At 63.6% G+C, this 26,168-nt stretch carries 21 protein-coding genes; 10 read left to right on the top strand and 11 right to left on the bottom strand.

Annotated elements, in window-relative coordinates:
• Positions 1-44 precede the first annotated feature (44 nt).
• The 3 genes from ABLE68_RS07245 (at position 45) to ABLE68_RS07235 (ending at position 2,917) form a co-directional block, all read left to right on the top strand.
• Entirely contained in the window at positions 45-911 is an 867-nt protein-coding gene (locus tag ABLE68_RS07245; RefSeq protein WP_348870641.1) for an ABC transporter permease, read from the top strand.
• Positions 912-1,012: 101 nt separating this feature from the next.
• Positions 1,013-1,795 carry an ABC transporter permease gene (locus ABLE68_RS07240; protein WP_348870640.1) on the top strand — a complete coding sequence of 261 codons (783 nt, stop codon included), beginning with the start codon at positions 1,013-1,015 and terminating at the stop codon, positions 1,793-1,795.
• A 9-nt stretch (positions 1,796-1,804) separates the two neighbouring features.
• On the top strand, positions 1,805-2,917 hold the full coding sequence (locus ABLE68_RS07235) for an ABC transporter ATP-binding protein (protein ID WP_348870639.1): 1,113 nt from the start codon (positions 1,805-1,807) through the stop codon (positions 2,915-2,917).
• Positions 2,918-3,099: 182 nt separating this feature from the next.
• On the opposite strand, the gene ABLE68_RS07230 is transcribed toward ABLE68_RS07235, so the two are convergent.
• Complete coding sequence (locus ABLE68_RS07230) at positions 3,100-5,490, bottom strand: molybdopterin-dependent oxidoreductase (RefSeq protein ID WP_425475617.1); 2,391 nt, start codon at positions 5,488-5,490, stop codon at positions 3,100-3,102.
• A gap of 135 nt (positions 5,491-5,625) precedes the next feature.
• Positions 5,626-6,558, bottom strand: a complete 933-nt coding sequence (locus ABLE68_RS07225) for a sugar ABC transporter substrate-binding protein (RefSeq protein ID WP_348873238.1) — start codon at positions 6,556-6,558, stop codon at positions 5,626-5,628.
• A 2,178-nt stretch (positions 6,559-8,736) separates the two neighbouring features.
• Here ABLE68_RS07225 and ABLE68_RS07220 point away from each other — a divergent pair.
• The 5 genes from ABLE68_RS07220 (at position 8,737) to ABLE68_RS07210 (ending at position 13,410) form a co-directional block, all read left to right on the top strand.
• A complete protein-coding gene (locus ABLE68_RS07220) occupies positions 8,737-9,132 on the top strand; it encodes a CBS domain-containing protein (protein ID WP_348870638.1) in 396 nt (131 codons plus the stop codon).
• On the top strand, positions 9,053-9,661 hold the full coding sequence (locus ABLE68_RS22290) for an SMODS domain-containing nucleotidyltransferase (RefSeq protein ID WP_425475616.1): 609 nt from the start codon (positions 9,053-9,055) through the stop codon (positions 9,659-9,661). Before ABLE68_RS07220 ends, ABLE68_RS22290 begins: the two co-directional genes overlap by 80 nt.
• The gene (locus ABLE68_RS22285) at positions 9,630-9,968 is read left to right on the top strand and encodes a helix-turn-helix transcriptional regulator (protein WP_425475615.1); all 339 of its coding nucleotides are present in this window, start codon (positions 9,630-9,632) and stop codon (positions 9,966-9,968) included. The genes ABLE68_RS22290 and ABLE68_RS22285 overlap by 32 nt, the downstream gene beginning before the upstream one ends.
• Positions 9,969-10,486: 518 nt before the next feature.
• The gene (locus ABLE68_RS07215) at positions 10,487-12,334 is read left to right on the top strand and encodes a site-specific integrase (RefSeq protein WP_348870637.1); all 1,848 of its coding nucleotides are present in this window, start codon (positions 10,487-10,489) and stop codon (positions 12,332-12,334) included.
• A 62-nt stretch (positions 12,335-12,396) separates the two neighbouring features.
• Positions 12,397-13,410: a hypothetical protein gene (locus ABLE68_RS07210; RefSeq protein WP_348870636.1), complete on the top strand. Its 1,014-nt coding sequence runs from the start codon at positions 12,397-12,399 to the stop codon at positions 13,408-13,410.
• 956 nt (positions 13,411-14,366) lie between these two features.
• On the opposite strand, the gene ABLE68_RS07205 is transcribed toward ABLE68_RS07210, so the two are convergent.
• From ABLE68_RS07205 to ABLE68_RS07190, 4 genes are all read right to left on the bottom strand, one after another.
• Positions 14,367-14,930: a helix-turn-helix domain-containing protein gene (locus ABLE68_RS07205; protein ID WP_348870635.1), complete on the bottom strand. Its 564-nt coding sequence runs from the start codon at positions 14,928-14,930 to the stop codon at positions 14,367-14,369.
• Positions 14,931-15,277: 347 nt separating this feature from the next.
• Positions 15,278-17,275: an ATP-binding protein gene (locus ABLE68_RS07200; protein ID WP_348870634.1), complete on the bottom strand. Its 1,998-nt coding sequence runs from the start codon at positions 17,273-17,275 to the stop codon at positions 15,278-15,280.
• A complete protein-coding gene (locus tag ABLE68_RS07195) occupies positions 17,272-17,961 on the bottom strand; it encodes an ABC-three component system middle component 2 (protein WP_348870633.1) in 690 nt (229 codons plus the stop codon). The genes ABLE68_RS07200 and ABLE68_RS07195 overlap by 4 nt, the downstream gene beginning before the upstream one ends.
• On the bottom strand, positions 17,958-19,058 hold the full coding sequence (locus ABLE68_RS07190) for a hypothetical protein (RefSeq protein ID WP_348870632.1): 1,101 nt from the start codon (positions 19,056-19,058) through the stop codon (positions 17,958-17,960). Before ABLE68_RS07190 ends, ABLE68_RS07195 begins: the two co-directional genes overlap by 4 nt.
• 339 nt (positions 19,059-19,397) lie before the next feature.
• Here ABLE68_RS07190 and ABLE68_RS22280 point away from each other — a divergent pair, with 339 nt between their 5' ends.
• On the top strand, positions 19,398-19,529 hold the full coding sequence (locus ABLE68_RS22280) for a VOC family protein (RefSeq protein WP_425475614.1): 132 nt from the start codon (positions 19,398-19,400) through the stop codon (positions 19,527-19,529).
• Here the strand turns inward: ABLE68_RS22280 and ABLE68_RS07185 are convergent.
• Complete coding sequence (locus ABLE68_RS07185) at positions 19,526-19,837, bottom strand: hypothetical protein (protein ID WP_348870631.1); 312 nt, start codon at positions 19,835-19,837, stop codon at positions 19,526-19,528. The two genes, ABLE68_RS22280 and ABLE68_RS07185, sit on opposite strands and share 4 nt — an antisense overlap.
• Positions 19,838-19,972: 135 nt before the next feature.
• A complete protein-coding gene (locus ABLE68_RS07180) occupies positions 19,973-21,043 on the bottom strand; it encodes a toll/interleukin-1 receptor domain-containing protein (protein WP_348870630.1) in 1,071 nt (356 codons plus the stop codon).
• Between the two features lie 533 nt (positions 21,044-21,576).
• On the opposite strand from ABLE68_RS07180, the gene ABLE68_RS07175 reads away from it, so the two are divergent.
• A complete protein-coding gene (locus ABLE68_RS07175) occupies positions 21,577-23,592 on the top strand; it encodes a hypothetical protein (protein ID WP_348870629.1) in 2,016 nt (671 codons plus the stop codon).
• A gap of 292 nt (positions 23,593-23,884) precedes the next feature.
• On the opposite strand, the gene ABLE68_RS07170 is transcribed toward ABLE68_RS07175, so the two are convergent.
• The 3 genes from ABLE68_RS07170 to ABLE68_RS07160 form a co-directional block, all read right to left on the bottom strand.
• A complete protein-coding gene (locus tag ABLE68_RS07170; RefSeq protein ID WP_348870628.1) occupies positions 23,885-24,229 on the bottom strand; it encodes a hypothetical protein in 345 nt (114 codons plus the stop codon).
• Between the two features lie 538 nt (positions 24,230-24,767).
• A complete protein-coding gene (locus ABLE68_RS07165) occupies positions 24,768-25,100 on the bottom strand; it encodes a hypothetical protein (protein ID WP_348870627.1) in 333 nt (110 codons plus the stop codon).
• Between the two features lie 326 nt (positions 25,101-25,426).
• Complete coding sequence (locus ABLE68_RS07160) at positions 25,427-25,876, bottom strand: hypothetical protein (RefSeq protein WP_348870626.1); 450 nt, start codon at positions 25,874-25,876, stop codon at positions 25,427-25,429.
• Positions 25,877-26,168: the final 292 nt, after the last annotated feature.

The raw sequence follows: 26,168 nt of genomic DNA, 5'->3' as shown, positions 1-26,168 counted from the left end.
GGTCTGACTCAACTGGCTTGGCTTACCCGCGAGGGTTCTGGCACGTGCTGGGCAGCCCCGGGATAATCTGGTTCGTGCTTTGGGTCCTGGTGCCGGCATACACCATCGTGGCGGTGTCTATGGGTTACGTCAGTGACTCAATGCTACCGGTGCCGGAGTGGAACCCGCTCTACTGGAACGTGGAAACGCTCACGACCGTCTTTCGCGAGATGCGGCCTGGCGGAACGTTCTCCCGGGTAGTCACTAACACCGTTATCTACGTCGCGTGTGCGATGGCTCTTTGCGTGCTCGTGGGGTACCCAGTTGCTTACTACATCGCGAAACAAGCAGGGCGATGGAAGGCTCTTCTAATAGTCCTGTTGACCATTCCGTTCTGGACGAGCTACCTCATGCGAATGCTTGCCTGGATCGGATTGTTGGCCACCGACGGATACGTCAATCGCCTCTTGGTCGGAGTCGGTCTCCTCGATAACCCCTACGGGTGGTTGGAGGGCCACGGTTTCGTGGTCGTGATCGCGCTGGCCTATGGCTATCTGCCGTACTTCATCCTCCCCTTGCTCGCCTCGCTCGACCGCATAGACGACCGACTAATCGATGCGGCGAAGGACCTAGGCATGAATAGGCTCTGGACATTCTTGAGGGTTATCCTGCCCTTGAGTGCGATGCCGCTTGTCACAGCGAGCACGGTGGTTCTCCTGCCGATGTGTGGCGACTACTACACCACGACGCTCATGTCAGGTTCGCCTTCAACAGCGATGATCGGTAACCAGATTCAGATTCTTGCCCAAGGCGGGCCCCAGCAGAACGTAGGGGCCAGCATGGCGTTGTTACTACAGATCACGTTGATCCTGCTGTTGTCGTTCTATCTCTATGCCTCGAGCAAGACGAACAGGACGGCGGCACCCGTATGAGCGCGATAGGGAGTGACAGGCGGCGGATACGCCTTCCCAGATTGTTGGCCGTCTTTGTGTGGGCCTACATCCTGTGGAATCTCCTGCCGGTGGTATGCGCCATGGCATTCTCGTTCAACGCGACGCGGTCGAGGAGCGTGTGGCAAGGGTTCTCGACGCAGTGGTGGAGCGGAACGCCCCTGTCTCTCTTTGACAACGATGAATACGCGTCAGCTCTGAAGCACAGCCTCGAGCTCGCGGCGTGGACGACTGTGCTTGCCACTGCACTGGGAACAGTGCTTGCGCTCGCGGTCACTCGAATGAGGGGCGTATCGAAGCATCCGGTCAACTTCATACTCATGATTCCGATCGTGACCCCTGAGCTGATCCTTGCTGTGGGCCTATATCTCAGTCTCACCTTCATTACGGCGTGGCCATTTACCCTCGTGCACCTCGGTACGGCTGCACAAGTAGTTGGTCAGGTGACCTACACAGTCGGCTTTGTCGTGGTGGTCATCCGGGGCCGCCTCGGGGTACTTGGTGAGGGACTGGAGGCAGCCGCCCGCGACTTGGGTGCCGGGCCCGTCGCCGCCCTCGTGTTCGTGCTGTTGCGTTTGCTGATGCCGGCGGTGCTTGTCGGCGCGATGATCAGCTTCGCGTTCTCGATCGACAACTTCGTTATTACGGAGTACTTGGCGTCCGACTCGAGCACAGTGTCTATCCCGATGTACTTGTACGCGAACGCGCGCGGTGGGAACACAACGCCAGCGCTGAATGCCCTAGCCACGATCCTCGTGGTTATGACGCTGGCCGTCGTGGCGCTCGCGGGTCTCCTGTACCGGTGTGCCACCCGTCGCGAGACTGGCTCTTCCGATATCAGCAGCACTGTTGCGTTGGGTGCATAGGAGATATTCATGGTCAACGGTGAATTGGTCCTCAAGGGCCTGACTAAGACGTACGGCGATCAGACGGTGGTGGACCAATTCAATCTGAGAGTGGAAGCTGGCGAGTTCTTCTCCATCCTCGGTCCGTCTGGGTGCGGAAAGTCCACCACGTTGAAGATGGTCGGCGGCTTCGTGGCGCCGACGTCTGGACGTGTCTTCATTGACGGGAAGGACGTGACCGACCTCCCGCCGAACCGTCGATCGGTCAATACCGTCTTCCAGAACTACGCACTGTTCCCGTACCTAACGGTGCAGCAGAACGTCGCCTTTGGGCTTCGCCGCGCAGGGGTCGACAAGCGAGAACGGAATCGACGGGTCGACGAAGTGCTCGAACTCGTCCAACTCACGTCCTTCAGCCAGCGTAAGCCCGCCGAGCTCTCCGGGGGTCAGCAACAACGCGTTGCCCTCGCTCGGGCTCTGATCCTCCGCCCGGACGTGCTCCTCCTGGACGAGCCGTTGAGTGCGCTCGACGCGAAGATGAGGCGACAGCTCCAGCGCGAGCTGAAGGCGCTGCACCGCGAGGTCGGGACGACGTTCGTCTACATCACCCACGACCAGGAGGAGGCTATGACGATGAGTGATCGAATTGCGGTGCTCCAGAATGGCCGGGTTGAGCAGGTCGACGTGCCGTCCGGGGTGTATGAGCGGCCGCAGACGCTGTTCGTCGCCCAGTTCATGGGCATCTCCAACATGCTCCTGGCAACAGCGCGGCCTGCGGGCGCTGGCTGGGTTGCGCATCTCGGCAATGCCGAGTTCGCCATGACCGATTCTCCGCCAGCACAAGGAACGATTCAGCTGTCCATCCGCCCGGAACGACTCAGGATTCAAGACGAAGGAAGCGGTGGCGCCCTCAGTGGGTCGATCATCGACGTCTCGTACCTCGGAGGCGCCATGCACTACACGATCGCGGTCAACCCAGACGTCACCTTGCATGCAGCGGTCCCAAACGACGGCGTCCACCCGCTCCGCAGCATCGGTGAAAGCGTAGGTGTTCATCTGGCTTCTGAAGATCTTCGCGTAGTGGGTGATAGCCACCTTGCGGATGTGTCCGTAGAACATGCGGACGCCATTCCCGTGCTCTGATCCCGGCTGAGCGTGCCGAAGCGCAGTCTGAGGGCGAGCCGCAGGCGGGATATGTGCGTCGGATGTGCCGAGGGCAGGGTCGGACTGTCGCCTAACCCAAGGGATGTAGGAGTCAGGTCGCTCCGCGCACCATCACGTGAACCCTGTCCGACCGAAAGAGGCCGTCGCCAGCAAGGACGACATCATCGCTCGCCGGACACGAACTGGGGAGGCCTGAACGCGGTGACGGACGGATGCTGACCTTCTGTCGACGCGATCTCGACGAGAACCGTCATCGACGTCGGGCCTTGCGCCAGCTTCGAAGTCCCCTTGTCTCGGGTCAAGACGTTCGGGTTCCCATGCAGTTCCAACGTTCCGGCCTCGCCAGGGAACTGAGGGTCGAACCACGCGCCGGTCGCTAGTTGAGCGACGCCTCTGCGCACCTCGTCAGACAAGCAGACACCCGCAAGACAAGCGCCGCGGGAGTTGAACACTCGCACCGTGTCACCGTCAGCAATGCCCCGCTCGGCGGCATCGTCTCGATTCATGGTGAGAGGTTCCCGGCCGTTCACCTTCGACTCCAAGCTGGCCAACCCATTGTCGTACTGGCTGTGAAGCCGGGTCTTCGGCTGATTGGAGATCAGGTGGATCGGGTAGGTGGTGGCGAGTTCGGAACCCAGCCACTCCGCGGGGGGCATCCACGTCGGATGAGCGGGACAATCGTCGTACCCGTAGCTCTCGATGGTCTCCGAGAAGATCTCGATGCGTCCTGACGGTGTGGGCAGGGGATTACTCATCGGGTCGCTGCGAAGAGGAGCGAATGGATGCGGCTCGGCGGCTTCGCTCTGCAGCTCGATCGAATCCCCTGTCCAGAAGGATTCGAAGGGCGGCAGTTCTTGGCCGAACTGTCGTACGTTGAGGCGGGTCTGCTCGTAGAGATGCTCCACCCAGGCCTCTGCCGTTCGACCTTCGGTGAATTCGCGCCCAAAACCGAGCCGTTGCGCGAGGGCGGCGAAAACCTCGTAATCGGTGGGCACGCCGTCCGGAGGATTCACCGCGCGGTGCATGGGGGACAGCCACGGGTCGCCGGAGCCGACCGCGAAATCGTTACGTTCAAGGCTGGTCGCGATGGGGATCGCGATGTCAGCGAATTTGGCGCTGGGTGTCCACCACGCGTCGTGCACTACGACAGTCTCAGGGCGTTGCCACGCGGCCGCCAGTCGATTGAGGTCCTGCTGATGGTGGAAGGGGTTGCCACCACACCAGTAGATCAACCGAGTGTCGGGATAGGTCAACCTTGACCCGTTGTAGTCGAACGAGGTGCCGGGCGAGAGAAGCATGTCCGTCACTCGAGCGACCGGAATATAGTCCATTACCGGGTTGTGCGGCCGCGGCAGGCTAGCGACAGAGGAGCGGTCGCGCCAGTTGCCCACAGCGTGCTCGGCACCGTAACCGGCACCGAAGCCTCCGCCAAGCCGGCCAAGGGAACCTGACATGGCCGCGAGCGTGATGCCCATCCAGTAGGGCTGTTCGCCGTGGTCGGCCCGCTGAAGCGACCACGCAACTGAGATCAGAGTGCGCCGGGTCGCAATGCGCTTGGCGAGACGCCGGATCGTCTCGGCATCGATCTGCGTGATTCGTGCCGCCCAATCGGCATTCTTCTCGACGCCATCATTGCCACGCAGATAGGCCTCAAAGCGGTCGAAGCCGACGCAGCACCGATCGAGGAAGTCGCGATCGTGCAGACCTTCGATCACCATGGTGTGAGCCAGTCCGAGCATCAATGCGACATCGGTATTCGGCCGGATCGGCAACCAATCGGCGTTGATGTCCTCAGCTGCATCGGTTTTCAAGGCGCTCACATTGACGAAGTCGACTCCGGCGGCTCGACAGCGACGCTGCCAAGCACCGGCGGAGTGGCGACCGACTCCGCCCGCGTTCATCTGGCTGTTCTTCAGCGGTAGGCCGCCGAACGCAACGATCAGCTCGCAATGTTCTTCAAGTTCCGGCCACGGCGGGCTCCACCCGAAGATGCTCCAAGGAGTACCACCGATCACGTGTGGCAGAATGACTTCTAACGCTGCGCAGCTGTAGCTGTTGATTGAATCGGTGTAACCACCATTCATTGCCAAGAACCGGTGGATCTGGCTCTGAGCATGGTGGAAGCGTCCGGCGCTCGCCCAGCCATACGACCCGCCGTAGATGGCTGAGTTCCCGTGCTCGCTCGCGACTCGGTGCAACTCGTTGGCGACCAGGTCGAGAGCCCGGTCCCACGAGACTTCGACAAAGGGTTCGGACCCTCGTCTGTTCTCCGCACGGCGGGGCCCATGTTCAAGCCAGCCGGCTCGAACCGCCGGACGCAGTAACCGTGCGTCGTCGCGTAAAGCAAGGGGCATCCCCCGCCCAATTGCTGAGGGCTCGCCGTCGGCAGCATCGGGGTGTAGAGCGACCACGCGCTCGTCCCGTACCTCGACGCGGTAGTTGCCCCAGTGCGTTGCCGTAGGCGAAGTGCCAGTCAATTCGATCAATCCTTCACATGACGCTGGACGGTTGATCCCTGGTGGAAAGTGTCGTAGCACCCCGCTGGTGCCCATTGACCCACAGGTCGAAGTGCTGCCCTGCTGACAGCAGGGCAGCACTTCTGCCTGTCTTGAGGTGCCGGCTGCTGACGCGCCCGCAAGGCGGGTGGAGCGCCAGCGACAGCGCCTCGGCGAGCGCTGCCAGCGATGTTACGAGACGCCCCATACCTTCTTGAAGGCCGACTGATAGTCGATGTTGGTCTTCCATGTGCCCGAACTCGGCATGCCGTGGTCCTTATCAACGACAGCGAGACCAACGCCGGAGGGCCCCTGCTTCTGACCGGCAAGCAGTCGGTTGATCATGTCGGCGGCCGTCCAGGATTCATACCCCAAATCGATGACGTAGCCCGCATCCTGTCCGCCGTTGTCCCGGATTAACTGCAGGTTCGCTGGATAGCCGCTACCCGCAACGACTTCGAGCGAGTCATTGCGACCTGAGGCCATCACCGCGCCCGCAACTCCTAAGGTCATAAGGTCGTCGTAGGACACGGCAAGACCGTTAGCGTCCGGGTTACGCAGCAGCGCCGTCTGGACCCTCTCTTGTAGGGCGGAGCCCATATCGCTCAGTTGGATTGGAAGGTCGGTGACCTTGCACTCAGGGCACTCCTTCTTCATCGTCGCTGCGAAGCCTTCGTGTACGGCATTCGTGACGACGAGTTCCGCAACGCTCACCTCGATGACGTTCGCCTTGCTGCCGAGCTTCGATAGCAGGTAGTAGGCCTGCGATGCACCCAACGCCTTGGCCCAGTCAATGAAGCTGCCCTCGGAGAAGTTCAGGTTGTCTGCGAAGTAGCTCGGCGATGAAGGGTCCACATCACTGCAGTCCGCAGACTCTTGGCCCACGACCGGGATGCCGGCGCTCTTGGCCTCCTCAAGCGCCGTCTTGACGAGCGGGCAGTCGATCGACACAACCCAGATAACGTCGGCCTTCTGAGCGATTGCCTGGCGGATTCCTTCTTGGTACTGCTGGGGTTCGTACTTGCCGTCGAAGACACTGAACTTCCACCCCAGCGCCTCTGCAGCCTGCTTGGCGGCTGTGACGATCGCGGTGCCGGTCGGGTTCTGCACACCTGAGTCGACCATGGCCACGCGGAAGCCCGTCTGCGCCTTAGGGCCGGAGTCAGACGGGCTCTTGAACTCCCCGCTGCCGTATAGCGAATCCAAGACACTTGCCGCACTTCGCGCGACCGCGTCATCCGAGTTGCTCGAACTACTACTTCCACCGCCGCCTTCGGTACTACAGGCCGCACTGACACTCAACACTGCACACGCGATTACGATGCCCGCACTACGACGTACCCAGGCACGATGGTTCGAGAACATGCGGTCTCACTTTCAGTTCTGTGCGTTGATACGGGTGCTTGTCCCGTCGTCCTCTTAACTGCAACGGTTGCCGGGTCCGCGGGCGGAGCCCTGGACCGCCAATCCAGCGCGCTCGCCACCGCGTTTCGTCGGTGCCTTCCATCAAGGGGGTTGGGCGGACTGGTGGGCGCTGCCGATCCACGGCGAGTAGCGGCGCACCGCCAGCCTCCTCATCGCCGAGCTAGCTCTCACCTCACGATGTCAAGGCCCCGTTTCCTCAGGCGCGAATTGGGTCGGCCAGGAATCAGATCGTGCCGCCCGCCATGCCGCCCCGGTTTATGGGGTCCTGATCAATAGAACACTTTTGCTTTCGCTTCCATACAAGTTGGAACAACCACGGAGAAGGCGTGGCGTTTGGCCCACTGTGCTGATCTGATGTGGCCGCACCGCCGAGTTGGTTAACGCTCGGGGCGTGGCGGGCGGTCAGCCGGGAGTAACTTGCTTCCTCCGAATAGCCGGGAGCTGGTTGTGCCGGTCTGGGCGATGTGGTGTTTGAGGTGAGGTAGACGAGACCTCGGCACGTAGCCGCTCGGGCCCGGCGAATCGTCCGTCGTCAACTCCCGGGTGTCCTCGGCGGCCTCGCGTGCCCGGTTCACCCAGTTACCTCCGGCGCCGTCCTCAAACCGACGTCGGGGCGACCCCGCCAGTTTGTGGACTCTTTGACGAATCGCCCAGGGTATCGATGGTCATCTGCTCCCCCGCCTTGTCGATCGTTCGGCTTGCCTCGCGGCGTCACTGACTGGTCGCCTGCCACGAACCTGCGTCCGACGCGTTGGTGGCTGCATCGCTTCAACACTGCAACGGGAACGCTTCATGCGCGCAGAGCCATGTACAGCGCGTAGCTGAGCACGAACGTCTCCTATGGAATGCGGTGGGCGCCCCGAATTCTGCGCCGCGCTCGATGCGAACGTTCGACCGCCACGCCGAATCGCAGGCGGCGCGCCGCGTCGCTTCTCAAGCGTCAATCGGAGGGGTGGCGCTGAGTGGATAGTTGTCGGGAGCGCCAAGTCCTGCGCCAATGGGTAACAGGGGCAACAATCGACGCCGGGTTGCCGATCGTCGCAATTGTGTCGCGCGATCGACACCCATAGCCTCTACTGAACGCCGCAAGTGGGAACGGCGCTCAAGTTCCGAGGCTTGCCCGGCTGCTGGTCCCAAAGTCGCCCGTAAAGATCAACCTCCCTGCCGCCCTCCGGATTTGGCGGAGTTGGAGAGCCTCGTCGGCGCCGAAGCCGAGCCCATATGGAGGTAAAAGTTGGAGGTCGGATTCGCAGACGTGCCCAACATGGTCCGTTGGGTCTCACGAGTCGGCTCGGAGAAGGTCCTCGCGGACCTCGTCAACGCTCGGGCGAGCGCGCCAAGATCGTGGGTCCGTTGCATGCCTCAAGGCACGGGTCGTCGTACCGCCGTCTCACGCAGCTCGACGAGTTCGAGCGGTACATCATCGAGTCTCCCGCCCACAAGGGCCGTTCCTGATCATCTCGACCCGTCGGGACAGAAGCCTTACCCGCGTGCAGATCCAGACAATGGAGGACTACCTTCAATGGGTACCTGTCGAGGTGTTGACTATCGAGCCCGCCGGCGAATCCGATGCATGATCGCCGGCATCCACCTCTCCACGCGAGAGCGAGGAGTAGTGCCTCCGGCCGGTAAACCCACTTCCGACTCGGCTGCCGTGCAGGTTGCTTCGAGTACGCAAACGGCTCAAGGGCGTCGCTAATGCCTCTGACGTGGAGAGACTCCATCGGGCGTGCAAACCCGCATCCCTCGCTGGCGGTGGACCAAAGTGTCGGGCCCGCAGCATCGGAGTGCAATCCACCACCTCACGACTGGACGTCGGCCGCGATAGAAACAAGGAAGCTGCAGCGCCTCGCCGATACGTGCGTCGAGGACGTCATGGTGCGCCCGAAGATCCATCCCGTCACTGCGACCGTGCAGGACGCCCGTGAGCTATTTGAGGACGACCACGTCCACATGATTCTTCTGGTCGACGGCGACAGACTTGTCGGCACCCTTACCCGTGACGACCTCCCAATCAACCTCGACGGACGTCGTGCCGCGGCGGGGTTCGCGAAACTGCGCGATCGCACGATCGGGCCAGCGGCCGGAGCAGAAGAGACACGACTAGCGATGATCGCGGCGCGCCAACGTCGGCTTGCAGTTGTTGACTCCGATCTGGTCCTGCTCGGGCTGCTGTGTCTCAAACGCCGACTGCATGGTTTCTGCGTTGACCCGGACGTCGCTTCGAGAGAAGCCGAACGACGCCTACGGCGCCTCGCCTGCGTCCTTCCTTAGACCCGCACTGCCTGATCAGGTAGACCCGCGGGCCCGCGCGGGATTGCTGGAGAAGTTGGGCATCGATTCTCAGGACTTGCTCGAGGACCTTCCGGGGGCCTTCGGGACAAGTTGGGCGAGTTGGTTGGTCTGGATAACTGAGTCCGGGTTCCGGCCGGGGCTTGACAGTGCGGTGAGCGACCGTCCGGCTGACAGGCGGGGCGTCGGGGAGGAGCGTCCTGTCCTGTTGAGCTGGGGATGCACCCATGATCTGATTCGCAGGCGAGTCGACCAGTGCGTGGTCCGCGTCGCATTCACCAACTTCAAGTTCGAAGTACAGCCCGCCCTCGCGAACGACGATGACAGCTTCGACTCCTCCGACACAGCTGCGAAGAACTGGAAGGTGACCAAGCCACGCCTAGAGATCCCCGAAACGATGGGCCCTGATCAGCAACACGGACTCCAGACCATATGTCCCCCTTCCTTCTTTGCCATCTATATATGGTACATATTGCTACATGCAATCCGAATCAGACGTCTCAATTTCTGACGCGTCGGAGATCGCCGGGGTCTCCCGCGACACCATCAAGCGACGGCTTGCCGCCGGCGACTTCCCTGGTGCTCGGCGAAGCATCGGGCCCGGTCCGGGCGGACCTTGGCGGATCCCGATCGACGACATCAAGGCTGCGGGCCTGCTGTTTGACCGTGAACCGAGCTACGAGGTCGTCGGCGATGACCTCGATCTCCGGACGCAGCTCGCAGTCGCCCAAGCTGAGTTGAGGGCCTTGCGAGCACACAACGCGGATCTTCGTCGATTGACCGTCTGCAGCTGCGAACGTCGGATTGGCGACGTCTGAGGACTGCAGTACAGACGTGTCTTCGGTCCGCCGATACACGTCGGCATGACAGCAATTCTGTGCACCGGGTGGACCGACCTCGTCTGCAGTCGCGGCGCTAACGGTCGGTCATTGCGAGCAGTCGACCCGTCGGCGTTTGCAACTTCGTTTGCAAGCGGCGCCCAATCTGCTCTAGAGCGCCAGGTTGCGCGAGCCCTGACCTGCGCCTTTTGGCGGGCACTTGCTTCCGGCTACATCTATGAGGGAACGCTCGGCCGGCTTGGAGCGCGACGCGACGGATCCAGTCAGATCGGCGAAACCGCAGGTCAGACGCACTATGCCGTTTCGGGAGGACGCTACGCAGGCGTCGCCGAAGGTGCGGCGTTCGACGTCGCGTTTGCAAACTTGCAAACGCGATCTGGTGCAGTCTGGGGCACGCCTCCTCGACGCAAGAGGGTGTCCTCCCGCTCGGTCCTGAAGCAACGCCCTAGTCGTCTGGTGCAAAGAGTCGCTGCCTCTGTGGCCAGAGGGGGCGTCGGATGAGGACGGAGGTTGGCGTCACTCAAACCGGCGGCACCTATCGCGTTCAGCGAAAGCGAGGGGACCACTCGATCCGCGCCTCGTTCGAGACCCTTGCCGAAGCCAACGCTTACTCGCTCGCGATCGCAGCAGCATGGGCTGCCGGTGCACAAGCACCGTCTCCGGAGGAGTTTGCGTCGGGCTACGCCACACCGACTCGTTCGCCCGCCGACCCCTCCGTGCCGACTCGCCTCAACGACCTCGTTGAGGCAGCGATCATCGCCCACCAGACGAACAAGCACCTAGACGAGGATGGGGTGCCCAAGAAGCAGCGCGGACAGTGGCGGACGCACGGCCTCGGCTTCTTCACGAACCCGGACGTCCGGAACCTGACGCGAGCTCGCGTCCAAGAGTTCTCAATCCATCTGTACGAGAAGCGTCTCGATCACAAGACGGCCAACGAGCACCTGCGCCTTGTCCGGATGGCATGTGGTCTCGCGATGGAACTCGGCCTGGTCCCCGCAAATGTCGCGACTGGAGTCATGGGTCGTCACCAAGACCACCCGCTGCAGCCGCGCGACCGCGTCCAGCCTCGACCGCTGACCGTCGTTCAGGTCAAGGTACTTGCCGCGCAGTTTCCGTCCTGGCTTCAACTCGCGGTGTTCCTCATGTACGTCGCCTGTCTTCGGCTGAGCGAGGCGTTCGGCATCGAGCTCCGCGATTGGAACTCGGAGACACAGACGCTTCGCGTGCGCCGACAAGGCGGCCTCAAGAAGAACGAGGGGAAGCGAGATCCCTTCCGTGCGGACGCGGCCGACGGTCGATTGAAGAACCGGAGCAGCCGACGCACCATCCCGGTCCCGTCCGCCCTCGCAGAGATCATCGACCTCCATATCGAGGCGAACCACGGTCCTCGGCCCACCGCTCCGACAGATGAGGAGCAGTGGCTGGAGCGGCGACTCATTCGAACACCGGGGATGCCGAAGCCGCGCAACACCGTGATCGTCAATCGATGGGAGAACGCACTGCGCGCGGTCGGCCTCGACTACGACACGATCGGATTCAAGATCGACCGACACTTCCTGCGCAAGTCGGGATCGACCGTCATCGGGATCGGCGACATTCGCGGCAAGTTGTGGAGCGCCTACCTCGGACATCAGACTCCCGCCGAGTTCGGCGGCTCCCTCACCACCGTGCGCCACTACTTCGACCTCCCGGATCAGGAACTCATCGCGGTCGCAGACCGCTGGGAAGGCGTCATCCGAGAAGAAGCCGGCGACCTCCTCGTTGCGGAGGAGTGGACTGGGGCTTCCCACATGACCATGCAAGAAGTAGCCCAAGTTCTTGGCGTCCACGAGACCCACGTCGGGTGGCTCCTGCAGAAGGGCCACCTCCTCCCGGCGCCCGAGGATGAGGTCGCGTCGTGGCGGAACCTCGCAGGAGTCCACCGGTTCGAGAACCGGATCATGGTCGCCGGTCCGAGCGTTCATGCGGAGGCGGAGCGTCGGCACCGGCGGCGAGCCCGCATGACTGAGAAGGATGTTGCTCGTGAGCTCGCCACATCGGTCCACTATGTGAAGTGCCTCCGTGCTCGAGGGTGTCTACTCGCCGAGAAGGATGACGACGGTAGCTGGGTCTACGAGCCGCGCAAGGTCGCCCAGGTCGCCGTGCTGCTTGGCGAGGAGAACGCCCAGGGACATCTATACATGGCGCCCGCGGAGGCTGCCGCACAGATGCGCCTCACGCAGCATCAGTTCGAGCGTGTGTACGGCGACCGGGTTGGTGGCCGAACGCTCCTTCTCACTCAGCAGCGTCAGTACCTTCGCGCCGACGTAGAGGTTCTCAACCGCCACAACGCCAGCGCTTAGCCGTGCGGTCAACCCTGGGTACGGCCAAGTCCGAATCGCGCCGATATAGGACGCGAGCGATCGTGTCCGATGCGATCCGGAAGCCCTGTCCCAAACTAGAGGAAGTCGTCGTGCATCACTACGTCACCGATCTCCCAGCGCCACTCACGATCGCGCTGAGCCCAACCTCTGAAACCGTCGCCTGGCCGGGGACAGACGCCCGCCTCTGTGAGTCGGTGGTGCAGGCCACGAGCCCAGAGTTCCCCGGGCATTTAGGCGCGTCGGCAGCGCTCGAAGAGGCTGTGTGGGAACTGATCGAATCCATCCTCGACAGCCAGCCGTTGGCTACGGAACTCGTGGATGCGCTCATCGATGCGGGCTACGACCAGGACGTCGTCGACGCCTGGAGCCGAGAAATGCGCGGCCCCGCCTTGAGGCGACTGCGCTCTGACGCTGATGAGGCGCTCGAGACGCTGCACGCCTACTCCGTGGCCGGAGTGCCGGCACTCGCCGCGAGCACGTACTTCGCCCTCGCACTCGACCCGGGCGTCGCAAGCCGCATTCATGCGACGGGTCGAACGCTTCAGGAAACGAGCGAGTACGTTCACATGCTTGATCGGGATTGGCTCACGCCTAGCGAGTTCATGTCGTGGCTCCTGTCCGATGTCCCTGTCGAACGAGCCGGGATCTACGTGAACAGGATTCCCCTCGAGGATGCGCTCGCATGGGAGGAGGTCGTAACCGAGCTCAACATCTCCGACTCAGAACTCGCCACCCTTTTTCGGCATCGGATCTCCCGCGCATCCGTGCGATCAGGATTGCCGATCCAGCGGCTCGCTACCTACGCGGAGTGCCGAGTTCGTGACGATGAGACCACCCGTTGGGAGACCGTCGCCACGAGATACGGGATCTCCGATGAAGATCTTCGCGACGTCCTGCTCGCCGGGTTCTCACCCTCCGACGTCGAGGAATGCCTGGCGGAGTCCACGGACTCTGGTTCCACAGTCGGCGATGCGGCTCGCACGCTACTGGCGTTGCGCGGCGTGCCGAAGGGCGATCCGTGGGCTAGTCCTGCCTATCAACTACCGCTGTTCTGACGGGTCGGCCATGTCGATCCCGAAAGACCCGCCAAGGTCGAAGCAGGCGCAGATCCCAGTGGCCGGTTGCGGACACGGGCATCACAGAATCGAGATGTACCGCCGAGGATGCGCGTACGCGACGTTCATGACTCAAGCCGCTGCTGCGGCTCAGGCCAACGACCACCGAGCGGCAGCTCGACACGTCGGGGTCGCCGACGGAATCCTGTCTGGACTCGAGCACGCAGACGTAGATGAACTCCGCGACTTCATCGCCGGCCTCGCTAGCGCGACAGAGGCCGGGGTTTTCAATACCGATAGGTGACGTGCATGTTATGCCCCTGCCGTTGTCGCAGAGGCTGACGATCGAACGACAAGCCGCCAACCTACGCATGGGAATTGGTAAGGCGGTCCCTACAGGTCGTATGGCGAAGTATCCGTTCGCGAAAGTCTCCGGCGGCGACCGCGTCGCGCATCCGACGCTCCTACTGAGTAAGCAATTCCCAGTACAAGCGCACAGATGTTGAGGAACTGTGCGCTGCGCCGTGGGTGCCTGACTCCCTAGGTTGACCTTCAGGCACCGGACTTATCGCGAGGGCTCGCTACCCCCGAGCGCGAGGTACTCACGAATTTTTGCCATCACCGCCACCGGATCAGGGCCATTGCTACCGTCCCGAAATGTGATCGACCAACCATTCCCCGAATCGGCCGTGTAGCTGATGATCCAGTACGAGTACGCAGGCTCGACGAACGCTCCGTAGTCGCACTCAGGACTCGTTCGACGACTCGCGCTGACCCTCTCACATGCAGAGGTCCAGGGCTTCCCGGACAACGCCTGAAGAAACTCCATCGCAGCGACCTCATCAGCTTCTTCACTCACGCGGACACCCTCGACAAGCTCAACACTGCTCGCAGTTCAACTCCCTGGTTGGACAGTTCACGAATCGGTCCATCTCGCATCCCGCAGTCGACGATCTCTACGTCTCGTCGGCCCTAGCCAGACCCTCGATGCCCGCCGTGACCTCGTGCCCCTCGTCAAGTGGCTCGTTCACTCCGACCGCTGCCAATGCCGCGATGATGTGCTGGCTTCCGACGACAAGCGCGGCCGAGGGGGACGGAGCTAGAACAGCCAGTCCAAGCGATAGCGAGTCTCCGTCTATACCAACGAACGCCGCACAGCCTCCGTCGAGCTCGCGAGAAGAGGTGGTCAACAGCCTGTCGAGAAGCCGCTCAACGAGCGTTTCGTCAAACGCCGCTCCGACCTCAACCCATCGCCAGACCGTGTGTGGGACCGGCGCCAGAAGAAGTGATGGCGCCTCAACCTCGAGACCGCCGGCAAGGGCGATCAGGGTGCTAAGTCGAGGGTTCGCGAGCTCGCCGGTAGCTGTGCGTCCTGACTCTAAGAGCTGGTAGTGGTTCCGGGTGATCCCGGAGGCCTCAGCGAGCTCGGCTTGAGTGAGGGACCTCGCCTTCCGCAGAGAGGCGAGGTTCGAGCAGAGGTGCTCCACCAATGCGCGCTGTGCCGATTCGCTTGCATACACGGCGTCAATCTATGTCGAGAGTACCTGCGGCGGCAGTTGCGTCCGGTTCGCGGTGTAATGACGCGCGTTCACGGTTCCTCAGGAGAGGCGCTGCTGGGGCTTCTGGTGTGAGGTCAGTCGATGGTCCAGTCGATGGTCCAGTCGATGGGGTCGACGTGGCGGCTCCCGAACCAGCGAACCCCTGCTCGCCGACCGCTTCTGGTCCTCGCCCAACCTGCTCATCACGCCGCACGTTGGCGGCCCGAGCAGCGCGTTTCAGCCGCGGGCAGAGCGTCTGGTCCGCCAACAGCTCACCCGGTACGCGCGGAGAGGCGCCGTCGAGCGTCGTCGGGCTCTAAGCCTGCGGCTTAGCTCGTCGCTTCGGGGATCAGACCGTACGGCGGGTCGTCCGCATCTCGGGTAAACCGGCACACGACGTCCTCGGCCACACTCGCGGGCGGGGTGTTGTCGACGACGATCAACTGCGCGCCGACCCCGTCCGTCGCCAGCCACGTCTTCGCATGTGCGTAGAAGTTCTCGATGAGCGCGGCATCGGCGAAGTCTTGGTCGCCGTCCTCGGCGGCCTTGTGTCCGAGGTTCTTCTGCGGGCTGTCGATGACCAGCAGGCCAGGAGCATCTGCCTCGCGCTCGTGGGCGATCTCCCAGAGCGCCAAGCTCCAAGCCAAGCTGATGAGGACCATGCCTCCGCTACTCGCCGCTGTGTACGGCAGGTCGCGGACGTGGGGAACTAGGTCGTCGCCGATGTACGGGTTGGCGAGCTTCGGATACCCGATCGCCGCGAGGATCTCGCCGAAACGTTCCGACAAAGCCCGGATCACGGCTCCGCGGTCGGCTGTCTGCTTCAGCTGGCGGCTCTCACTGAAGATCCGACGAGCGTTCAGGACGAGACGTTCGTGGTTCGCGTCCGCCTCGGCGACGCGGTCCCACGCCTTGACGCCCGCCTGCGCCGCTTGTGCCGCTAGCCGAGCCTCAGTGATTCTCCGCGTCAGCCCGTCGCGAAGCGCGAGCCAAGGCGCTGGGCTGTTTGTGATGTCATCAACGGCCTGCGCTGCGGCATCGGCGGCCGCGTCGGCCTCGATGCTCTCGTCGACGAGCACACGCAGGTGGGCGTCAAGCCGCGCCACGTAGTCGTTCAAGCTCTTCAGCCGCTTGCTGATCGCACGCAGCTCAGCCTCCAGGACGGTGTTGGGTGCGGATGCCGCATCGGCTGCGTCGCCTTCGGCCCCTGCGGGGGCCTCGACCGTCGAGTGGCACAGAGAGCAAGTTCCGTTGGTGACGGTCGGTGCATCTTCGAGGTCGTTGAAACAGGCCGGACAGATCACGACCTGAAGCGGGTCGAAGAGACGCTCTGCGTCCAGCAGGAAGTTCAGCTTCCGCTTGTCGTCGGCGTACTGGCCTCGCAACGCGTCGAGGCGATCGATGAGGCTTCGCCGGTCGCGGGTACGGACCCGGGCTGCGGAAGCTGCCGACTGCGCTTCGACGAGCGTTGCCCGCATCTCCTGAGATGCCTGTTCGGTGCTGCGCCGTTGGCTGTCGAGGGCGGTCAGCTCGTCCTCGAGCTGGTCGACGAGGGCTTCGGCTTCAGTGAAGTCCGCGGCGAGCACCAGCGCGCCACGTGGGTGTTCATCGTCGGCGATCCGCCGGAACGTGTTGGCACTCAGCTCCGCGGCACGGGCCGCTTCACGCGCGAGCCGGAGGCGACCGGCGAGCACGGCCTGTTCGTTGTTGTGGACCCCGAACATGGCGTCGATCGTCTGCCCGAACTTCTGCTTCACCATGTGGTGGGCGTTCTCGAAGACCAGGTTGGTGCTGCCGAGGCGGTCGTTCGGGACGAACATGACCCGGAAGACGTCCCGGATGCTTAGCAGTTGCGTGGCGGTGTCCGGGTTTGTCGCGGAGTCGGGAAGTTCGATGCCGTCGAGATTGCAAGAGCTGAGGACGAGCTGGGACAGGCCGTCGGGGTCAGAGGTGGGTTCGGTGCTCACACGGAGTTCGGCGGCAGCGTTGATGTCAGAAAGCCGGGTCCCGCGCCAGACCGAAGCGAACTTCGAAGGATCGCCGGTCGCCGCACGTTCGATGACCGTCGGGTCGCCGTTCAGCTCGGTCTCGATGACGGCTGCACGGACTGCAGCGAGGACTTCAGCGTGCTGGGGGTGCTCGTTGTCGCCGAGGCAGTACTTGATGAAGTCGATGATGCTCGTCTTGCCCGTCATGGCCGGGCCGGCGATCACTGACAGGGGACGGAACGTCTCGCCGCCCTTGGGGCGGAACCCGGTGCCGTACGTCTTGTCCGTTCCGGTGGCACCCGCCAGACGCAACTCAGTGATGCGAATTCCGGTGGTCACGACAAGTCGTCTCCCTCTGCCTCGTTGCCGCCGACGGCTTCGGTCTCGTAGCCGTCTACGTCGTCGAAATTGGGGGGCTCTTCGTCGGGGAGGTCCTCGGCGGGAGCTTCTGTGTCCTTCACGTCGTCCAGGAGGTCGACGAGCAGCCAGGAGTGGCCCAGCCACTCCTCGACCGATCGTTCAAGCGCGGCGTTCGACTTCGTCGCGAGGCGACGAAGAACGATCTCTGCCGACTGCCGGTACGCGTCGGCGTAGACCGAATTCAGGTCGTCAGCAACTGCTTGTCCCGCAGAGGTGATGCCGTAACCGTCACCGGTCAGTGCCACCAGGCCGTACGCGACGAGCTGTGCCAGGTCATGCTGAAGGCGCCGACGACGAGACATGAACCGCGCCCCGGAGCTCGCGTAGGCGAGCTGGACCCTGGTGAATCCAGCGACCTCGAGGGCCGCGCGATCTGCACGATCGCGCGGCTTGTCACCGTCGATCACGATGTACGGACTGTCTGCGAAGAACTCGTAGTAGCCCAGGCGGTCGACCGAGGGAACGAGGCGCCCGGAGTTCTTCGCGACCGACAGCAGGAGCAGCATCCGGGCGCGCCGAAACGTCTCGCTGTCCTCCGGGATGAAGGAGCTGACCTCATCCCAGCTCTCGTCTGACACTTCGTCATCCAGTTCGTTCGACGTCACGCGGTCTCCACCTCCTCGGCCGCCTCGTCCACATCGACGCTGCTGCTCTCAGCCCCGACCGCCGACAGGCCCTCAGATGGCCCCAGCGTCACTGTGCTCGCGACGATCACCGGCGCCGGCGGCTTCTCGGCCGTGGCGAGTGCGTGAGCCTTCGCAACCTCGCGCCAGTCCGTCACCCAGCCAGCTCGCACGTTCTCGACTAGCCGGTGGGCAGTGCCCTTCTTGTGCGCGGGCCGCAACGTGATGCCAGGCGGGTCCGCGCAGGTAGCCGCCTCGTTGACCACCAAGTCCACCAAGTGCGGCATGCGACCGTCGGCGGGAGCGGATGGCGCTTCGTTGTTGAAGTGCTTCTCCCAGATCTCCTGCACTTCAAGGTGCAGCTCGTCCATCGACGCCAACGCGTCGTCCTGCCCACGGGCCTCGTAGTCGCGGACCAGCACCTCGGTCGCGTAGAAGATCGCGCACGCAGCGTCGGTCTCGGTCCTCCCGGCGGCTCGGAGCTGATGGAGAAACAGTGCGCCCTCGAACTGGGCGACGTCATCGGGGGTCTGTACGGGTTCAGCGGCCGGAACCGAGGTGCCGGCGGACACCGGGGGCAGCGTGTGTGGAAAGTACTCGCGGCGAACGTCGATGGCGTCCGCCCGGATTAGCTGGTGGCGTAACTCCTCGCCGTTCCAGAGGTCGATCGCGATCCCGGTCTTCTTCTCGTTCCGCTTCGCGAACCCCTCGAACCACGTCATCTGATCGGGCGGCAGGGTGCATGGCACGACCAGCGTCCAGCGCTTGATCGTGTACTTCTTCGCCGCGGCGTTCTTGACCGCATCGTTGAAGGACGTCCGGACCTGGTTCTGCGAGTGCTCCGTCCAGGTCATCACGAACTTCGACTGCCAGATCCGAATGTCACCGCCGGCCAGCTGACCGACGAACGTGTCGATACCCCAGTCGCGGCCGCCCGCCCCCTCGACAGACGTCGCATCCGGGTGCTGAACCTTCACGAGGTTGGTTACGAGCATCTGGAAATTCGCCCGGGCACCGCCCGGAGTGCCGGCGTCCTGCTGGAACCGCTGAAACAGCAGCCCCGGTTCGGCAAGCACCATCAGCGCACCACGGGTCCACGGCCGGCAACCGAGCTGTCGACGGTGCCCACATGGAGCAGCAGACAGCGCTGCACCGGGCACCTGTTCATCGGGGGCTCCATACGTGACGGTCTGGGGAAGCGTCGTAATCCGAGTGGGTTGGTTGGCATGTTAGAGCCCGGGCTGCACCCGTGGTCGTCGATGACCGCACAAAGTCCGGAGTCCGTGCCGGGAGTCGCGCTCGGCGTCGTCGTCGAGACTGGTAGGTCAGGTTGCCTCGAGGTCGTCGACGCGTCCAGCTCGCGGTGAAGTGACGCACATGCTGGGGCCGCGCGCTCGCCGGCCAGTACGCAGAACTCGTTGCCGGAGGAGAGCGGATCAATAGGACGGGTCACGGAGCCTGTGGAGGAACGCGGCTGGGTTGTGCTGGCCGATCCGGAAGGCAACGAGTTCTGTGTGTTGCCTCGACGCCACCAGCCACCAGCCACCTAGCCCCGGTAGCGGGCCGCTTCCTCGAAGGTCGTCAGGTAGGCCGTCAGCGCCTCTTGCGAACGCACGGTGTCGCCCCCGAAGAGGCCGCCCTGCAACGGCTTCCAACTGCTTCCCTGGGCCTGCAACTCCCGTTCGAAGTCCTTGACCGGATTGCTGTAGCCGTGCCCGGATCGCCACGTCGAGCGCCCGAACCAGCTCGACCGGGCACGCCACTTCGAGCTCTCGTTCGATCCGAACTGTTGTGTCGCACTGTCCTGCGAGAGCACGCCCAGCATCACCTCAGCGCGGTCGAACTCGGCGTCGTACATCTCCCCGTCGGCGATCTGGTCAGCGAAGATGGGCCTGAGGACAGCATGAAGCCACTCGGCTATTGGCGTGTGGTACTTGCCGACCCGTCGCTGAGTGAACTGCGCTAGGGCGGTTTGCGGGTCTTCCCCCGTCAGTTACACGCGGGCAAGGGTGCAAGTCACGGACCAGTTGGTGTGCTGGAAAGGCTCGTACGGGCTGGTTCCATCAAGCACCGGGATGAAGTCCCGACTGTTCTGCTCCTTCACGGTCGGATCGACGACGAGTGCCTTGAGGTTGCCCCACCTGCCAGCCGCCGTGCACGCGACACCCGCCGTCATGATCGCGGCCACGCCGGGTAGGTGTCGCATATCGAGTAGTGCCGTCACCCCGCCCTCCACCTTGTTGGCGGCGGACACGATTGACCGCAGCCCGGCGATCCAGGGATCAAGGGACTCCGGGGAACCCCAGCGTGCAGCGACCTGGAGCGACTCGCAGAACGGCTCCACCAGGGCCCAGTAGTTCTGGGCCGTCGTCACGAGCGACTCGACCTGCTCCTCGTTGGTTCCGCTCAGGTTGTCGACGGGGAAGACGTCTCGGTCCTTCATGGTGTTGACGACGCGCAGCGCTTCCTGGGAGACCAGCTCGTCTAGCTCGATCCGCGTGGAGGAGTCGAGGAGCATGTCCTTCGTGAGGCGCTTGAGCAGTTTGCCCCGCTCGGTGTCGACGGCCTGCTCGACGGCGGCAAGGGTGCTGGCGGAGTTCAGGCGCTTGTCGCCCATCACGTTGTGGATCGTCGTCACCAGAGACGCGGCCTGAGCCGCGTGGGCCTCGCCGAAGAGGTCGACGTAGTTGAGGTCGCTCAGAGCTCGGCCCGCTCCGAGGTCCCACTCCGGGATGTCGCCGGGGTCGAAGCGGACGGGAATGAGCCAGGTTCGCCCGGGTGGCATCTGACGGAACTCCTCGGCCGCGAGCGTCAGTTCCTCGTTCATGTGCGACTTGTCGCGAGCGCGAGACTGATCCGAGAAGCACGCGAGAAACACCAGGGAGCCGTCGCGGATCGCCTGGCGGATCTTGGCCTTCCAGGCATCGCCCGGCGCGAGCGACGTACGGTCTCGCCAGTACGGGATCTGAGCGGCCTCCAAGACCGCGCACAGTTGGTCAACCTGCGTGGAGTTCTCGTGGACGTAGGACACGAAGACGTGTTTGCCCGTTGAGTCGTCAGTCATCGCGGGATGCCTTTCCGGAGCGGGAGCCAGGTGGAGTCCCGAGGCCGCAGAGCGTAGTGGCCGCTACCGACAGTCACGACGGTTTGGGCACCTGGATAGGCCGGACCGACAGTGCGCGGGACAACGACTGATACAAATGCACGCTCGGTGGCACGATGAGCAGGTCGGCAGGCCACGGACAAGGAGCCCTCACCGCATCACCCTGGGTCACGGCCAAGGAGCCGCGCCGGACGCCGCCATACCGGCTGATCGCTGAGTGGCGGAGCAGGCTGGAGCGCCTTCGACCTGGGCGCCACTTCACTCGCCGTTTGGCGAGCTGATTGTTGGTGACCTGAGGCAGGAGGTAGGTGCCGGAGGCGCGATCCGAGCGTGGACCCGCCCAAGGAGGGGCTCCCTCGGAGTTCGACACCCAGGGCGGGGACGACTGGCACCTCTCCCGCGCGCAGATCCAGTACGCGCGAGCTTCAGGGCGTACTGCTCGCAAGCACGCACGGGTCGTACAAAGCCGTTGCGGTGGCTGGGAGACTTGGGGAGTGACCAGCGCGGACGAGAGCGCCAGCGGGAGCGGTGGCGACGACACCCCCGATGCGGGCATCGACGACGACGCCGACATCAACTTCGACGACCTTGAGGATCTTGAGGACGAGTTGCCTCCGCCGCCGAAGCCCTACGTCTTCGACGAGGGCCATGGACCTCTTGCCGGTGGGATCATCGACGCCGCCTTGAGTGGTGCACCGGACGGCCCTGACGGGTGGGGCCTGGTGGAGCAGGTGCTGAAGGACCGCGGCGACGTGACAGACGAGGCGCTGTCGCGCGAGCTGTCCGCCATCGGCGGCCGCAGCCTGTCGACCGGCAACCTCACGAACCCGGACACCACCTTCGTCGCCGATCGCATGTGGCCGAGGCCCGCCGAGGCTACCGAAGACGTAGTCAAACTGTGGCGAGCAGCCCTCGATCACGCCACCGATCCTGCCTCCATCGCCCGGCTTGAGGAACTGCTTATCGTCTGCCGCGACGGCAACGTTCCCGCCCGCGCCCGCAACGCAGCCCTCAGCTACTTGGCGTCCGCCAAGTCACTCGACGACGACCTCGCCACGTGTGCCTACCTGACCCGCGCATGGTCCATCGCGCGACGCTTCAAGTTCATCGACGTGGAGGCCGCCGTTCTCGACGACATCGAGGAAAGGGTCACGCACCGGAAGATCCGGGCACACATGGGGCGCGTCATGCCGCTCGTCGCCGTCTTGTGCCAGACCCCAAGCGACCAGACCCGGCTGCCGGCCCAACACGAGCTTGCCGAGCGCGTGCTGGCGGACGTCGTGGCCGTTGAGACGATGCATCACATCGTGGCTGCCGCCAGCGACCTGCGTCGCAAGATCATCGTCGCTGGCCCCGACCAAGACGCTGCCCATAAGACGACGCGTCGCGACGAGCTCGCTGCTCTTCGGCGCATCGCTGACGTGAAGGGCCGCGAGCCGATGGTGCGGCAGTCGCACCTCGAGACCGCAGCCAAGTACGCCACGAACTACAACATGCAGTCCGAGCTGCGCGAGATTCGCCGCGAACTCGAGGCCGTATCCGCCCTCGTCAAGCTCGCCAAGATCTCGACCTCCGCACACATCCCGTCGTGGATCCCAGAGCTCGAAGTGCATCGGTACACCGTCGGGTACGACTGGGCTCAAGGACTACTGCACTTCCTTCTCTCGCCCGCTCCCTGTGGGGACATCGTCACGATTAAGGCGAACACGCGCTCGCGCGGCTTCGGGCTGCGGCACTTGTTCAACACGGTTCTGCTCGGAGCGGACATGCTGCCGCGCAAGACGCTGGTGACCGACGAGGAGAAGTACCACCACGACGACTGTCAGCACGTATCGATCGCATCCGAGCACTGGGGTCACGTCTCCGCGCGCGGGCTTCAGCGACTCGCCGAGAGGCACGGCGTCCCCGGCGAGGCCGAGCTGCACTCCTTCTTCCTCGACGTGTTCAACTGCGACCCGTCGGGCGCGCGCATCCTTGCGAAGGCGCTCAGGCACTTCTGGTCTGGGGACCACCTTGAGGCCGTGTACCTGGCTGCGCCCGCAACCGAGGCGGCGGCGCGACGCCTCCTGCGAGAGCTCGACGAAGGCGTTTACCAGGTGCAGGTCGGCAAGAACGCTGGCAAGTACCCGGCACTCGGCACGCTGCTCGACGAGCTCCTGGCGCTGGGGCTCGATGAGTCGTGGCACTTCTTCCTGACGTGGCTCCTGCTCGGCCCCGACGGGCGTAACATCCGCAACGACGTCGCCCACGGATTCACGGTCGAAGCCCACCCGGCTCTAGCCACGCTCGTCTTGCGAGGGGCAGCCGTCTTGATCACCGCTAGTGGCACTGTGAGCGATGAGGGCAAGCACATCCACCTCGTCGAACAGGGTCGTGGTGATGGTCTTGTCGACCGAACCGCTGTGGCCCTGTCCCGCTCGCTCCTGTTCTGGCACACGGGCGTCGAACTCTTCCGGGCCCGCCGGCGAGAGGCCAAGTCGGCGTCACTGGGTACGGGATCGGACGCGTGAGCAGACGCACCGAGCGAACGGCCTAAGACTAGACGCCCATTCTGGGCGCTGTGCAGCACTCTCGTGACTCGCCCCATCTGGGCGGCAAGGCTCTAGCGGATGCGGTACACCCAGCAGCAATTGGACGAGCCCGAGGGGCACAGCGTCCGCGGTCCTAGCCGCCACGACCGAACCCGCTTCGAAGAGGGCGGTCCAGCGCGCGCACTCATGCATATGCAGGGAGCTGGCACCTCAGGTGGTTGCGAGTCTCACCCCGCCACCGCCTGAGGTGACTTTTCGTTGGCGGCCTGCGCTAGCGCGCGGCCCGCGCACTCTGGGAAGAGTTGCCCTTCCGGCTGCGAAGAGAAGACTCGAGCCTCCCTTCTGTGATCTCGACCAAGGCGCAGAGTTCGGCCTGGACGTAGGTCTCCGGGACCTCACTCGCTAGCTCGCGGAGACTCGAGAACTGGTTGAGAACAGCCTCTGCCTCGTCGATCCGTCCCTCGCGAAGGTAGTCCTCGACCTTCGCCGCAAGTGTTCGGCTGAGTAGTTGGACGCCTTCGGCGTTCACTTTTCCGGCGGTGACGGCAAAGTCGACTGTGGCGAAGATCTGCGCGATCTTCTGGTTGAGGAACTGTGTCGGATCCTGACTGGTCATCTTGCTTTCCGTTCTGTCGTTGGCTTTTCCGTCCCCTCTCGAGCTGGTTCGAGTGGGCTGTTGTGTCGCTGTGCGCGGCCTGCGATTGCTTGTATCGGCTGGTTGAAACCAGTTCCGGACGGATCCGGTGAACTCGACGGCCCTCCTGCACTTCGCCGTCGCCGTGCCTAGTAGCAATGGTGGACGCCGACCCTGACAGGTCACGTGGACGTTTGCGCACGCCGAGAATGCTGATGTGGGTTGGCTTGGATCGAGTTAGTTGCTCACGTCGGTGGCAGAAGCCACGGCACACCGGCTACCCATTCGCCGTGCGGGGGGGGCTTGTGGGTACGTGGTCGCTATGGGTGATTCCGTCTCGCGAGTCGGTCGATGGAAACGGTCACGCTTGTCCACGTCGCCTCGTGGCGAGGGCGAACCGGCGAGCCCAGATTTCGAGTCGCGTGTGACGCTGGCTCTCCGACGCTCGTTCTCGTCACGCAAAGTCGGGTCGCCGCTGATCGGCGTTGGCAGGAGCCGCGCGGATCCGTTCGACGACTGGTTAGAAAGTCGGCTGCCTAGGCGGAGCGCACGGATGCGTCTCTCTCTTCACTGTGACCTGAATCGTTTCGTGATCGCCGGTCAGGAGGTGGACATATTCCTCTGGTTCTCCCGGCCGCATCTGGTCCATGAGTGCCGACACTGCTTCGAGGAATGCCTGCCGGTCGTTGTAGCCCCCTACCGGCGTGACAGTCTCAATGTCTTCCTTCCTAAGGACGACGAGATCGGCACCGAGGACGTCGACCACAACCAGACTGACCGGTCCGTCAGGTGTCCTGACCCACTCGGCTCCGTACGACCACCCCTGGACACTCTCGCCGGGGTGAGTGGTCACACGGATCTCGTCTGCGAGGCAGGCGGACTGCAGTGGCAGGACACGACCATCGGCGGTCGGAAATCGCCAGCATGTGCAAATGGCTTCGGTCACTGCGATCGCTCCCTAGCTCGGATCGACTTAGTGCTGACCAAGAGATGCGTCGCGTCAAACACCTTGTAAAGATGGTCCGAAGCTGTCAACCCAGCTGTTGGCGAAGGTGAGCTGGTGAGGTCGGCAGCGATCAACCCGATGTTCGCATCGCGGAGCGGAGTAGATCGTCCGGGTCGTCTCGGGCGCATCACGTCGTCGAACGCTCTGCAGCGTTGTCAGGGCGAGGTCTGTTGTCACCCTGTCTGCACGAGTCGTGAACGTGCGGTCTCGATATCACGTACGCCCGCTTGGATGCATTCGATGGTCCACGCGGCTGGAAGTCCGGATGTTCGCCAGGCACATTCTTGAGTAAGGGCGTGGCTGACGTCGTTCGACACGGCTCTGTTGAGGAGATGGTCCAGAAGGGTCTCCGCCTGGTGAGGGTCATATCCCTGCTCGACCCACGCGACCGCATCCTCGATATCGATGCCTGACTCATGCCAGGACCGGGCCGTCTCGGTGTCAGAGAACGCGCCGTGCCAGTCGAGGATCGTGGCCGCGTGTTCGTAGAGCCGTTGATACGGGCTCGTCGACAGCCAAGCTGCCACTTCGGCTTGCTGCAACCCGGCGGCGTACAGGCAAGAGGCGAGTAGGTCACGGTCTGCTGCTGATGGCCAAGCCTTGGTGAGGACAACAGGGGACATTGGAAACGACTCCTAGGACGTGTGGGTGCGTGTCGAAGAGGCTATCACCAAATACCTGATTTAGAATGTGTAAGTCGAGGTGTCAGGTCTGGACGTTAGGTGACTGACCTGGCCGCTGGGGCAGCCGGGCAGTATTCGAGAAGCGCTCGACTCCCGACCGTCCGGACCGGCGATTGCAGCTGCGTCGAGGCCGACCCGCCAGTGGCCGCAAACCGCAGCACGAGTTCGCAGGCCGTGGGAATCGAGTGCGGCGCCTTCGGCGAGGTGTTGGCGGGCGCGCGTTTCGTCGGTA

This window comes from Nocardioides pollutisoli (genome assembly GCF_040045055.1).
Lineage (GTDB): Bacteria > Actinomycetota > Actinomycetes > Propionibacteriales > Nocardioidaceae > Nocardioides > Nocardioides tweenelious.
The sequence above is the reverse complement of the archived record's forward strand: the minus strand, read 5'-3'. Positions and strand labels throughout refer to the sequence as shown.